This is a genomic window from Rubritalea squalenifaciens DSM 18772 (genome assembly GCF_900141815.1).
Classification (GTDB): domain Bacteria; phylum Verrucomicrobiota; class Verrucomicrobiia; order Verrucomicrobiales; family Akkermansiaceae; genus Rubritalea; species Rubritalea squalenifaciens.
The window spans coordinates 688,681-700,396 of sequence record NZ_FQYR01000003.1 but is presented as its reverse complement, the minus strand read 5'-3'; the positions used below and the strand labels follow the sequence as shown (position 1 = coordinate 700,396).

Annotated in this window: 11 protein-coding genes and 1 pseudogene; 5 read left to right on the top strand and 7 right to left on the bottom strand. The window is 50.9% G+C overall.

The window, feature by feature from the left end:
* Complete coding sequence (locus BUB27_RS08270) at positions 1-603, top strand: cation efflux transmembrane domain-containing protein (protein ID WP_143183341.1); 603 nt, start codon at positions 1-3, stop codon at positions 601-603.
* A gap of 245 nt (positions 604-848) precedes the next feature.
* Here BUB27_RS08270 and BUB27_RS19265 read toward each other — a convergent pair.
* The 3 genes and pseudogenes from BUB27_RS19265 to BUB27_RS08255 all read right to left on the bottom strand — a co-directional run.
* Positions 849-941, bottom strand: a pseudogene (locus BUB27_RS19265) (type IIL restriction-modification enzyme MmeI); the annotation flags it as partial.
* Positions 942-953: 12 nt separating this feature from the next.
* Positions 954-1,121 carry a type II toxin-antitoxin system ParD family antitoxin gene (locus tag BUB27_RS08260; protein ID WP_143183339.1) on the bottom strand — a complete coding sequence of 56 codons (168 nt, stop codon included), beginning with the start codon at positions 1,119-1,121 and terminating at the stop codon, positions 954-956.
* Positions 1,122-1,299: 178 nt separating this feature from the next.
* A complete protein-coding gene (locus BUB27_RS08255; RefSeq protein WP_143183338.1) occupies positions 1,300-4,353 on the bottom strand; it encodes a Tn3 family transposase in 3,054 nt (1,017 codons plus the stop codon).
* Between the two features lie 104 nt (positions 4,354-4,457).
* Between BUB27_RS08255 and BUB27_RS08250 the strand changes: the two genes are divergently transcribed.
* Positions 4,458-5,039: a recombinase family protein gene (locus BUB27_RS08250; RefSeq protein WP_143183337.1), complete on the top strand. Its 582-nt coding sequence runs from the start codon at positions 4,458-4,460 to the stop codon at positions 5,037-5,039.
* Between the two features lie 139 nt (positions 5,040-5,178).
* Here the strand turns inward: BUB27_RS08250 and trxB are convergent, their stop codons facing one another.
* Positions 5,179-6,138 carry a thioredoxin-disulfide reductase gene (gene trxB / locus BUB27_RS08245; protein WP_143183336.1) on the bottom strand — a complete coding sequence of 320 codons (960 nt, stop codon included), beginning with the start codon at positions 6,136-6,138 and terminating at the stop codon, positions 5,179-5,181.
* A gap of 157 nt (positions 6,139-6,295) precedes the next feature.
* Here trxB and dnaG point away from each other — a divergent pair, with 157 nt between their 5' ends.
* From dnaG to BUB27_RS08230, 3 genes are all read left to right on the top strand, one after another.
* Positions 6,296-8,116: a DNA primase gene (gene dnaG / locus BUB27_RS08240; protein ID WP_143183335.1), complete on the top strand. Its 1,821-nt coding sequence runs from the start codon at positions 6,296-6,298 to the stop codon at positions 8,114-8,116.
* Positions 8,117-8,181: 65 nt separating this feature from the next.
* The gene (locus tag BUB27_RS08235; protein WP_234991716.1) at positions 8,182-8,826 is read left to right on the top strand and encodes an RNA polymerase sigma factor; all 645 of its coding nucleotides are present in this window, start codon (positions 8,182-8,184) and stop codon (positions 8,824-8,826) included.
* A 51-nt stretch (positions 8,827-8,877) separates the two neighbouring features.
* Positions 8,878-10,038: a PQQ-dependent sugar dehydrogenase gene (locus BUB27_RS08230; RefSeq protein ID WP_143183334.1), complete on the top strand. Its 1,161-nt coding sequence runs from the start codon at positions 8,878-8,880 to the stop codon at positions 10,036-10,038.
* 3 nt (positions 10,039-10,041) lie between these two features.
* On the opposite strand, the gene BUB27_RS08225 is transcribed toward BUB27_RS08230, so the two are convergent.
* From BUB27_RS08225 to BUB27_RS08215, 3 genes are read right to left on the bottom strand one after another with little or no spacing between them, the layout of a single operon-like run.
* Positions 10,042-10,497, bottom strand: coding sequence for a rhodanese-like domain-containing protein (locus tag BUB27_RS08225; RefSeq protein ID WP_143183333.1), 456 nt, complete (start codon positions 10,495-10,497; stop codon positions 10,042-10,044).
* 5 nt (positions 10,498-10,502) lie between these two features.
* Positions 10,503-11,195 carry a DUF1573 domain-containing protein gene (locus BUB27_RS08220; protein ID WP_143183332.1) on the bottom strand — a complete coding sequence of 231 codons (693 nt, stop codon included), beginning with the start codon at positions 11,193-11,195 and terminating at the stop codon, positions 10,503-10,505.
* A gap of 7 nt (positions 11,196-11,202) precedes the next feature.
* On the bottom strand, positions 11,203-11,715 hold the full coding sequence (locus tag BUB27_RS08215; protein WP_143183331.1) for a hypothetical protein: 513 nt from the start codon (positions 11,713-11,715) through the stop codon (positions 11,203-11,205).
* Position 11,716: the final 1 nt, after the last annotated feature.

Here is an 11,716-nt window from a genome sequence, read left to right as displayed (position 1 = left end):
ATGTCATCTTGCGACTGCCACATCGAAGTCAACGATGCCTCACAGAAAGGAGTTCTCCGCAAACTGCTCGCTCTAAATGCTACCATGTTCGTCGTCGAACTAGTCGTTGGCATCATCGGCGAATCGACTGGTGTCTTGGCCGACTCTCTCGACATGCTGGCTGATGCGCTCGTTTATAGCGTGGCTCTTTACGCTGTCGGGCGCTGTTCAAGCGTCAAGATCAAGGCAGCCTTCCTCAGCGGCGGGTTCCAATTGCTCATCGCCTTGGGAATTGGCACGGACATCGTCAGGCGGGCGATCACTGGTAGCGAGCCTTCGTCGCTCCTGATGTTCATCGTTTCCATCATCGCGCTCGCTGTGAACGCTTACTGCCTGAAACTCATTTCCAAGGAAAAGGAAGGGGAGGTTCACATGCGAGCCAGCTACATCTTTTCCAAGAACGACGTCATCGCTAACTCCTGTGTCATTCTGGCAAGCGTCATCATCTACCTCACTGGCTCCAGGTGGCCAGATCTGATCATTGGGGCAATCATTACTGGGGTTGTGCTATGGGGTGGAATTCGCATACTTGTGGATGCTAGGCAACAGAGCGAGAGAGACTGAAACTCATCATTAAAATTGAAAAGCTTGAGTGAAGTTATCTTTTTGTGAGTTATTCCTCGAATAAAATTGGCTGACCACCTGTTGATTTGCAGAGGAACGCCTTGAAGAAAAAATAAAAAAAGTCAGATTTACTCGGATGCAACGTGAAGATCTTTCGTTTTCATTCCTGTAACCGCATGACTGCAAAAAATTGAGATCAACCCACCAAATATAAAAACGCTTATGGGAAGAAGAAAACAAGCCACAAAAGCCTCCAAAAAAGCATAGGGAAACGCGTCAGCCTCAAAAGGCTGCTCTGCCAGCAGTGACACTGCTTCTTCGATTTCTACGGCGATCATAGTGGAAAGTGACTAGCTCTTGGGTTTCTTCTTCGTCTCCGGCTTCGGCTGAAGCTGCGCTTCCCGGATTTCCAGAAGCCGAAGCCCTTCGCGCACAACCTCACTGGCGGAGCGATAGCGTCCTTGCTCAACCAGTTGGTTGACGAATTGCACCAGCTTATCGGTCAGTGAGACATTCATTCTCAATGCAAACTAGGGACTCGCTCTAAAATGTCAAAGTTCGTTATTGGGTGATTTGGCTGTTCCGCGGTGTTTGGAAACAAAAGATGCGGCGGGTCGCCGTTTCATCCGTGTGAACGAATTGAACAATCCAGGTTGGGGTTTTTTGCACATCCCCCAAAAATGCACAATCTGAGGGTCATTTTTTGAGTGTTCGTGCAAGTTGCTGGACAGTTTCTACCATGTCGATTGGTTGGTCTGGTTTCCCGAATTCATAGCGTCCGAAGAAATTAATGTGCTGCCAGGCGACCGGGGAAGCCCGTACGATCCGGCCGGCCCATTCTTTGTTCCCGTCGTCTTGGGCATGGTCCAGAAGGCGCGAAAGGATAGTGGTGTTGTAGTATATTATGCAGTTGGTAATCAATCGGCTGCATTCTCCCCAGACCTGTTGCTCGTACTCGGTTTTAAAACGCAGTTTTCCGAAATTGGCATAGGAAACGGCCCGGCGGAGCTGGTGGTAGCTCTCGCCACGGTTGAGAGCCTTCTGGACATTACGCCGGAGCGGAGACGAGTCAATGTAACGTAACAGATACAAGCTCTTGATGATGTTGTCATATTCCCAGAGGGCCTGGCGGGTTTTGTTTCTTCTGGGGTAAGCGTTCAGCTTCCCGACGATGATGTTCTGGGTCGTTGTCTTGAGCGCCAGGGACACGAGGATACGCTGGGCGCTGTCCCAACTCTCGATGATCGTCTTTTTGTTGATCTTGCGCACGGGTTTTATCAACCCTTGATATCGGTTGGGGTGTTTGAACCCGTAAAGAGAGGTGGAGACTTTTTCAAAGACATCCCGGTACCGGGGCGCAAACTGGTAACCGAAGAGGTGGAGGAGAGCAAAGTTCACCTCGTTGGTTCCGTGGGTGTCGGTCGAGTGCAAGTCTGGCTGGACCTGGGACGAGTTGTTGAACAGGATATCGAAAACATAGTGGCTTTCATGTTCATTGGCTCCGATGATCCTGGCATTCAGAGGGATGTGATTGGCGACGAGGGTATAGGAGACAACACCTTTTTTCAGGCCGAAGTATTTGGGCGAATGGCGGGCATTGATGGTGTTGATCCCGGTTTCAAACTTTTGGCCGTCGGAACTGGAGTGGATGGAGTCGTTAATGTCATAACTCCTGAACAAGGGCATCTTGGAGGTGGCGTTGGTGATACGGTCATTGGCTTCCCGCAGGGTTTCAAGACGTATGAAATTGTCCGAGCCCGCCATCAAGGCATGGTATCCTATATCCGAGATCTGGCCCATCGTCCCCAGTCCCATGTTGGTTCCCCATGCCAGGATGCACGCAGTGATGACCCGTGTATCAGCCTCCCTTTTGACGTAGCGGTGAAGAACATGTTCCAGAGGTTCCATCCATTGGCATTGCCGGTTGGCGAAGTCCAGCACCCTGCTGATATCCACCTGGCTCACAGTATCAAACAAAGAAGCCCGGGACTCCTCGGAGCCTCCGGGATAAGGCAGGCTCCAGCGGGTTTGAGATCCGCGTTTCTTTATCTTGAAATGTTTGTTGTCGCCCGACTCAACCCTCTTGTTTACCCTTTCGAGAAGGCTTTCCAGTTCTTCTTCCAAGGAAGCGAGATGCTCATGAATCGGTTGCTTGAGGAGTGGAAGTCCCGCGCTTTCGATCAACCTGTCCCTGTTGGTCTTCCATTGTTCAGCGTCAACCAGGTCGTCTTCAAAGCTACGGAAACGAACACTGTCGCGGCAGAACAGGTCTCCTGCTTCAAGTCTGTCCCGGAGAAGGCGGTAAACCAGGAATTCGTAACGGTTCGGATTCAACTGGTTTCTGCTTTCAGGATCTGGACTGGGATCGTAGAGATAACGCTTGAGGGAACTGCCTATGACTCCGGCGGGGATTTTGGATTCAGGAAAACTCGCCAGAGACCGTCCTTTTGAAACGGCCTCCTGAAGAAACTGGAGAGACCTGATAAGTTGTGACTGCGCAGGCGCACCGTTGAAGTCCAGCGCGCGGACTATGGGACGCAAGTGACGCTTGAACTGGGCAGCCATGGATTCCAAGCAATCCCATTGGAAAGCCGTTTCATCAAAGCTGGCCTGGGTCGTGATGTGGCTGGCGACCGCTTCGATGTCATCCCTGTCCAGAATCGAAAACGCCTTGGCTCTGACCTGATCAAAAGAGTCTGTTCCTGATATTTCGTCATCTATGAAAAGTCTCAGGATTTGCCCGGCCTTCCGGAGATGGCCGTTTTTCTCAACCCGGTGTTCATAGACCCGTTGTCTGGCGGATTCTTTGGCCCGGTCGCTGAATTTGCGGACTGAATGGATCAGGCTTGCCAGCAGGTTGTCATGGTGGCGCTGGTAGCGGTGATGAATAAAGCACAGCAGGTAGACATGGACTACTCCGGGGTCAAACCTTCTGAGCCGGAAGACGGAGTAATAGGTCACTAGCGAGGAGAAATACTTGATGCTTTCGTTCGAAAGCCCCAGAACCGGAAGAATTATCTTGGATCGTCGGTACAGTTGTAAAATCTGCTTCCCCCGCTCGACTTCGCGCTTGATCTCCGAGGCGCTGAAGTCTTTAGGTTCCCGTTTTAGCTGGGTTATTTCATATGAACCTGAATCCGGGTGTATCAGTTGGTCGAGAGCCTGCACATCCGACGGAACGAGATGTTTCCGGATCAAGTCCTTCATCCGGTCTTGTTCATGGTTCAATGCCTTCCCTACAATATTTTGCAGCGAACTGTATGCCGGAAAAACGGTCCGCTGGTCGGTCATTGCCTGAATAATCTCGCGGAAAACGAAGATAGGTTTCCCGCAAATCCTTGCTGCCTTGCGAGCTTTGTCTTCCAACATGCCCAAGTCGCACGGATTGTAGGAGCAGAGTTCAAGGATCAGGCGTTGTTGTCTCGCACGGGTATTCCTCGACACGTTGAAACTAGACGGATGATATTTTGGGAAATACGTTGCCAGGATGTACTCGATGTCCTCATGAACATCTTCGGGCTCGAAAGTAAAAAACATCTGGCGATCTTTGAAATAACCCAGTTGCAACAGGAAACAGATTTTGGATTGGATCGTTCCCAGCTCTTCCAGAACAGTCCGTTCCCGGATGGAGACCGAGAAAAACTTGACCCGCTGCCTCTCCGTGAACCTGGGAAGCCCGAAGAGGGCGTCAATCTCATCGTCGCCGAGTATCTTCAGGCGCTGTGGTTTCGGGATGTTCAGATTTTCCATGGGTTTCAGAAAGTATACTTTTCGGTACCCGCACGTTGACATGTCTCGTTCAATGTCTCAATAATGCGTTCGCAAATCCTTTAAAGGGTTTTGAGACAATTCACATGAAAAAAACACACGAGACCGGAAAGACACTCGTAGGCTATGCAAGGGTCAGCTCCGTAGGACAGAGCCTCCGGGTGCAGCTCGACAAGCTCGCCCACTGCGACAAGGTGTTCCAGGACAAGAAGAGCGGTTCCTCGGACAAGAGGGCCGGGCTGGCGGCATGCCTGGAATATGTCCGCGAGGGAGACACGCTGGTCGTTACCAGGCTAGACCGCCTTGCCCGCTCGACGCTCCACTTGTGCAGGATCGCCGACGAGCTCGAGGACAAGAAGGTCGCCCTCCAGGTTCTTGACCAGAACATCGACACGAACGACGCGACCGGCCGCCTGCTCTTCAACATGCTCGGGGCGATAGCCCAGTTCGAGACCGAGATCCGGGCGGAACGCCAGATGGACGGGATACGCAAGGCGAAGGAACGGGGTGTGGGGTTCGGCCGCAGGAAAAAACTGACCGACAAACAAAGACAGGAGTTGCAACGCAGGAGAAGGGACGGCGAACTGATCAAGGTCCTGATGAGGGACTACGGGCTTTCAAAGGCGAGTGTCTACCGTTATCTCGGTAACAGTGGGGATGATCTTTGAGCATTGCATCGGTCGGTTTTTACGCCAGATTGTGCATTTTTGGGGGATGTGCAAAAAACCCCTAACTAATATTAGTTAATAAAAAAGCCACTGTCGCCAAGATTAGCAACAGTGGCCTGGAAAGAAAATACAGGATAAATTATCCCTCGAGCCCTGCAAGATAATGCTCAGCCTCCAGAGCGGCAGCACAACCCTGGCCAGCAGCCGTGATGCCCTGACGGTAGACCGTGTCCGAGATATCGCCAGCGGAGTATAGACCCGGTGTCTTGGTCGCTGTTCTGCCTGGCACCTGGAGCACATAACCGCTCTCATCCTTGTCAACCAGCTCGTCACTGAGGAATCCACTGTTTGGTGTGTGACCGATAGCCATGAATACACCTTCGAGTTCCAATTCTGAATGAGAACCGTCGACTGTACTTTCAAGCTTTACGCCGCGGATTCTTCCGTTGTCATCAAGAAGGTATTCGACCACTTGAGAGTTCCAGACTGGCTCAATTTTTGGATTATCCAAAGCCCTTTGAGCCATGATCTTTGACGCACGAAGCTCTTCACGACGGTGAATGAGATAAACCTTGCTTGCAAATTTAGTGAGGAAAGTTGCTTCCTCCGCAGCACTGTCGCCACCGCCGATCACGCAGACAGGGACGTCACGGTAGAACGCCCCATCGCAAGTAGCGCAAGCTGTAAGACCTGCACCACTCTTCACCAGATCCATTTCACCCGGCAATCCGAGGTAACGCGCAGATGCGCCAGAGGCGATGATGACTGTTTTGCTCTGCCACTCCATGGTTTCAGCACCAAAGACCTGCTTCGCCTTGACGGTGAAAGAACCATCATCGTTCTTGATGACATCAGTCACCTCCACGCCATTTTCAACTCTGGCACCGAAGCGCTCAGCCTGCTGCTGCATCTTGACCATCAGCTCAGGCCCCATGATGCCCTCAGGGAATCCTGGGAAGTTCTCCACATCAGTAGTGGTGGTGAGCTGGCCGCCAGGCTGGCTACCAGTAAGGATCAGTGGTGAGAGATCCGCACGTGCGGAATAGATGGCTGCAGTGTATCCGGCTGGCCCGGTTCCAATGATAATGACGTTCTCCATAAATCTTTGAGTAAAAAGTTGCGGAATTATGCCCACGAATTTCACTTTGCCAACTTTTATGACATTTTTTGTCTTTGGATGACCTCATTTGCTATTTTTTTGATCACGGGACACAAAAAACTTCCAAGTGATCTTCCCCCGCTGCTATGTCTCGTGCATGGCCCGCATCCCAGAGGAGACAATCGAGCAAGTGCTCGCCGCGACTGACATCGTCGATGTCATCTCTGGCTACATCCCGCTCAAGCGTGCAGGCGGCTCATTCAAGGCACTTTGCCCTTTCCATAACGAGAAGACTCCGTCCTTCAACATCACTCCATCACGTCAAAGCTTCCACTGCTTTGGCTGCGGCGAGAGCGGTTCCGCCATCGGTTTCGTGATGAAGTATGAGAACCTACCCTTTGTAGACGCAGTCAAGAAACTCGCAGACAAGGCTGGCGTGCCCATCATCGAGGAGGTTTACGATCCACAGGCTGAACAGCGCCGGAGATCCAAGTCCAGGCTGATCGAACTACACAATGCGGCAGCTCAATATTTCCACAGTCTGGTAAGGAAGTCTCCCCAAGCCCAGCACGCCCGGGACTACCTGAAAAAACGTGGCTTCAGTAAAGAATCAGCCGAGCGCTGGCTCATCGGCTGGATGCCTGAAAATCCCAAGGAGTTCCTGAACTGGGCCAGAGAAAATAATTTCCGAGGCCGCGATCTGGTGGATGCGGGTCTGGCGGCCCTCAAAGCGGAAGGTAATCCCAAAGCCGGCATCTACGTGCGCTTTAGGAATCGCCTGATGTTCCCTATACACAACGACTACGGGGATATTATCGCCTTCAGCGGCAGACAGTTGGTGAATGACCCTAATAGCGGCAAGTACATCAACTCACCCCAGACGCAAATCTTCGATAAATCCCGCGTATTCTTTGGACTGGATAAGGCGAGACGCCACATGACCAAGGAAAAATTTGCCCTCATCTGCGAGGGACAGATCGATGCTATCTCCTGCCACGAACAAGGTATTCAGAATGCCATTGCTCCGCTAGGCACTGCGTTCACCGAGCACCATGCACGCTTGCTCAAACGCTACACAGACACAGCCATTCTCTGCTTTGACGCAGACTCCGCTGGCCACAAGGCGGCACAACGAGCCTTTTCCATACTAGTGCCTGCCGGCATCCACGTACGCTGCGCCTCCATGCCCGAAGGTGAAGATCCAGACTCTTACATCCAGAAACATGGTGCGGATGCATTCAAGACCCTTCTTGATGAAGCTCAGGACTTTTTCGACTACAAACTCACCCACGCGTCCAAAGCTGTCGACTTGGCAGATATCCGTGAGAAGTCCAATTTAGCTAAAGATCTGGCCAACCTCGCTCGCTTAGTCACAGACAAAGTGACTTTGGACAGCGTTATCAGCAAGGTCGCTGCTCGACTCGGCGTTGGTGATCAGGATTTCCGCAGTATGGTTTTTCAGGCGGACAAACAACAGTATCGTGTTCGCAACTACGACAACATTGACGAAAGCACCCCGGAGAAGGCCCAGGCCACACCGATGGACAACACCATATCCTATCTCTGTTTCCTGGCCCTCAATTCATCCGAAGTCATGGAGTGGCTGTGCGAACAACTGGAAGCCCTGCATGAGCCCATGTCGCAGACTCCGGGCGGTCACGTTCTCGCTAAAATTCTCGCCAGAAAGCCCAACCCCAGCAACCCAGCTTCGATCCAGACCTATTTGCTCGGTATTGAGGAATCCGACAGGCTCGCTCTGCAAAGCGCCTTCAGTGAGAACCTGCCTGAGAATCCTGTCAGTGTAGCCGAGGGTGCCACCTCGATGCTTATAAGTAACCACCTGCAACACAAAGATGCCATCATCCGGGCTGCCCTCAAAAAACCTGGTTTGGGCATGGAGGAAATGACCGACCTACTTCGTCAGGCCGAAGACGTGCGCCAACTTCTCAGCAACCTCAACGAACGCTACATTCGTTAGACAAAGAATTTTTAAATTCCCGCGCAACTATTCTGATGGTAGAAAGTTCTATCTGACATAGCTCAATGTCAGACACCGCTACACAGTTTCTACCCGTCAATATGACCAAGATCGATACCTCTTCCTCAGACGACTGCCACGAGGACAAGGTTGATGTTGCATTGATGGAGCGCGTGAAGCTTGGCGACCATGCGGCATTTGAAACGATCGTGGAACGGCATCAATCTGCCATCATTGGTACTGTTGCCAAGATGCTCGGCAATGCTTCCGAGGCGGAAGATATAGCTCAGCAAGTTTTCATTAGGCTCTGGAAATCAGCCAAGCGCTACAAGCACCAAGCAAAGTTCACCACCTTCCTCTTCACCATTACCAGAAACTTGGTATTCAATGAAACGAGGAAGAAATCCCGAAGGAAGACCTACTCTCTTGAAGAACGAGAGGAAAGCACACACAGCGAGGCCCCCGCGGAATCCTCCATCGCTCCTGACAGCGAATTACTTCACGCAGAACTTCGCGAAGCCGTTGATAAAGCAATTGAATCCCTCCCTGAAAAGCAGCGTCTGGCCTTGATTCTGAGGCGTTACGAGAACCTTTCCTACGAAGAGATCGCTGATATCACGGAACTCTCTGTCTCTGCGGTAAAAAGCCAACTCTTCAGAGCACGCACCACTCTTCGCGAACAGCTTTCGCATTACATGGGAGAGGAATAATGGGGTAAATTAGTCTCTTTTACATTTACAAAAATAGGCTACTTTCTTCGCATGTCACCCAGCATCAAGCATCTCATAGTCGCCAGCCTAGTAGGCGGCACCCCAGTTTTCGCAGCCCCTTCCCTGGATCTCTTTGTGGACGACTTAAAACGCCCCACATACATGACCGCTCCTAGTGGATCTTCTGACTATCTCTATATTCTTGAAAAAGAGGGTTACATCCGAGTCTTCGACCGCAAATCTGGTAAGCTGCTAGATACGCCTCTGCTAGACATCAAAGACCGCGTTCGCTCCAAATCCAACGAGCAAGGACTGCTAGGCATGGCATTCTCTCCAACTTTCAGTAAAGATCGTCGCTTCTACCTCTACTACACAGACAGCAAAGGTCACACTCAGGTTTCGCGATTTAGCTACCCTGACAACGGCAAGCTGGAGGTCGATCCCGCCAGTGAGGAAAAACTCGTACATGCCGAACAGCCCTACGGAAACCACAATGGAGGCTGGATAGACTTCGGTCCCGACGGCATGCTGTACATCGGCACTGGCGACGGTGGTGCGGCAAATGACCCTAAAAATAACTCCCAGGATCTGAGCAACCTGCTGGGCAAGATGCTCCGTATCGACGTATCGACAGATAAGGCCTATCAGGTTCCAAGCGATAACCCCTTCGTAAACCAAAAAGATGCCGCCCCTGAAATTTTTGCCTACGGCCTGAGAAACCCATGGCGCTGCTCCTGGAGCGGCGACTTAATGTTCATAGGTGATGTCGGCCAAAACAAATGGGAAGAAATCAATGTCACTAGCTTAAATCAACTCAAAGGAGCCAACTTTGGTTGGCGCTTACGTGAAGGTTATCACGAGACACCCAAGAAAGGTGTTGGTGGCGATAAGCCTGAGAATAACGTCGAACCCGTGCACGAATATGTACACGGCGGAGGCCCAGACGAAGGGCTCTCTGTGACCGGCGGGTATGTCTATCGCGGCAGTATCTCTGAACTCAAGGGCCTCTACTTCTTTGCAGACTACACGATTGGTAATGTCTGGACCTTTGAGTATAAGGAAGGAAAAGCCCAGAACCTCAAGTCTTGGACAAAAGATTTCGAGGTGGACGGTAAAAAAATCACTCAGATCAGTTCATTTGCTGAGGACCCTCAGGGAGAGCTCTACATTATCTCGGACAAAGGATCGATCTATCAGATTGTCGACAAATAGTATCTATTTCAGCTCTTTGGGTACGGCTTTCCAGCCTCCAAAGAGCGTATAGACCTCACTATGGAATCCAGTGGCGCGAATCTTTTCCGCCACTGACTTACTGGCACCGCAGGCCTCAGTACCGCAGTAGACCACGAGCTTTTTACCTTCTACCCCGGACATTCCAATTGCCTGCATGACTTCATCTTGAGCCAAGTCATTCTCTGCATCTTTTTCTCTGACAAGCAAAGCCCCATCCAAGTGCTTCTTGTCATACTCACGCTGAGACCTAGCGTCGACCCACAGAACATCCCCGCCCCAATCGGCAGTCACCGTATCCCAGCAAACCTCCCACTCACCCAAGTCCGCCTGCACACATTTTACAGAGCGATCTGGTTGCCCGACTATCATATAGACGGCTACCCCTGAGAGTGCTCCTAACAATAATATGGCTATTGTCTGAACAAGAAAACGCAGCATGAAAACTAGTTCTTGTTAGGCTTAACGGTTGCAAATGCCTGCAAGGTCTTGAAACGATCAATTTTGCTATCGGTACTAAGCTTGATCGAAGCAAAAAGAATTTTGTCCGTTGATTTAGGCTTCACCTTCAGGGTGTACTCAAAGCCCTCTTTGATCGTAATCACCTCAAACTCCAGATTTCCATTGGAGCACTTAGCGTCAGTCACTTTTATAGGTTTTTCACCTACTACCTTGATTGAGATCTCCTTGGCATTAGCCTGTCCTTTTAAATCCCAGATCAGTGAAGTGGGAGTCGCAGAAATAAGCTCGGGAATAGTCACTCGGGTCGTGAGTTCGATAGATGGCTTTTCCTTACTATCATTGGAGGTCCACAAGAAAATTTTCTTATCGATGGTTCCCTTGAAGTTACCCAGTTCAAAAATCCCCTTAACGACACCTTCCTCACCTGGCTCGAAACGGATCCCCTTGTTGTTGCTGAGTGCGGTACCACCTTTGAGCTTGGCGCTCATACAGCTACAGGGTGCATCATAGGCCACGATATCGACAGCCTGATCACTGGTGTTTTTGAAGGGAAAAAGGATCTCGATAACCTTAGCATCAGGCTCTGGCTTTACAGCTTTGGTCGTTTCCTTGAAGGTGAAAACAGCTGCTTGGGCCTGAGTAAAGGCCAAGCTGAGTATAAGGATGAAGCTACGCATGGAACGACTATGGTTTTTGCACGGAGATGAGTTCCACTGCTACCAGCAATTTCCCACCTCTCCAACTGGGCCCCAGTATGTATAAAGGCTTGCCTACCTGCAAGTGCGGACCACTCTTCATGATCTTTTTGCGGCTCTGCCAGAATTCCAAATCCAAAGAGAGTCCATCTGATTCTACTTTTCCCCTGGGTTCAAAGCTAAGCAGGATTTCCTCGGAAGGCTTCATTGGGGCAATCCAGTTTTCATAACTCCGAAGAATCGGCTGTGTATCATCACCCAGGAGCCTGTAGTGCTTGAACTTCAGTGCCTTTGCGCCAGAAAACTGCTTAACGAGCGCCTCATCAACCTTCTTAGCTTTCTTACCAGCTGTCTCCGGATCTCCATTGGTGGCAAAGTACAAGCTGACCTTAAGCTTGCCGACCGAATCTTTACCCGCATCCTGAGCCGCCACTGGCATGCCAAGCATGGCACAGAGGGCGAAAATCAAGAGAGAAAACGACTTGAGGTGTGCGTGAGTCATA

What these genes read in the sequence shown, in the direction of transcription:
- dnaG (WP_143183335.1), top strand. Translation starts at nt 6,296, where the DNA reads ATGGCCCGCATCCCAGAGGAGACAATCGAGCAAGTGCTCGCCGCGACT.
- BUB27_RS08250 (WP_143183337.1), top strand. Translation starts at nt 4,458, where the DNA reads ATGAAAAAAACACACGAGACCGGAAAGACACTCGTAGGCTATGCAAGG.
- BUB27_RS08215 (WP_143183331.1), bottom strand. Translation starts at nt 11,715, where the DNA reads ATGACTCACGCACACCTCAAGTCGTTTTCTCTCTTGATTTTCGCCCTC.
- BUB27_RS08255 (WP_143183338.1), bottom strand. Translation starts at nt 4,353, where the DNA reads ATGGAAAATCTGAACATCCCGAAACCACAGCGCCTGAAGATACTCGGC.
- BUB27_RS08260 (WP_143183339.1), bottom strand. Translation starts at nt 1,121, where the DNA reads ATGAATGTCTCACTGACCGATAAGCTGGTGCAATTCGTCAACCAACTG.
- BUB27_RS08220 (WP_143183332.1), bottom strand. Translation starts at nt 11,195, where the DNA reads ATGCGTAGCTTCATCCTTATACTCAGCTTGGCCTTTACTCAGGCCCAA.
- BUB27_RS08235 (WP_234991716.1), top strand. Translation starts at nt 8,182, where the DNA reads ATGTCAGACACCGCTACACAGTTTCTACCCGTCAATATGACCAAGATC.
- BUB27_RS08230 (WP_143183334.1), top strand. Translation starts at nt 8,878, where the DNA reads ATGTCACCCAGCATCAAGCATCTCATAGTCGCCAGCCTAGTAGGCGGC.
- trxB (WP_143183336.1), bottom strand. Translation starts at nt 6,138, where the DNA reads ATGGAGAACGTCATTATCATTGGAACCGGGCCAGCCGGATACACTGCA.
- BUB27_RS08225 (WP_143183333.1), bottom strand. Translation starts at nt 10,497, where the DNA reads ATGCTGCGTTTTCTTGTTCAGACAATAGCCATATTATTGTTAGGAGCA.
- BUB27_RS08270 (WP_143183341.1), top strand. Translation starts at nt 1, where the DNA reads ATGTCATCTTGCGACTGCCACATCGAAGTCAACGATGCCTCACAGAAA.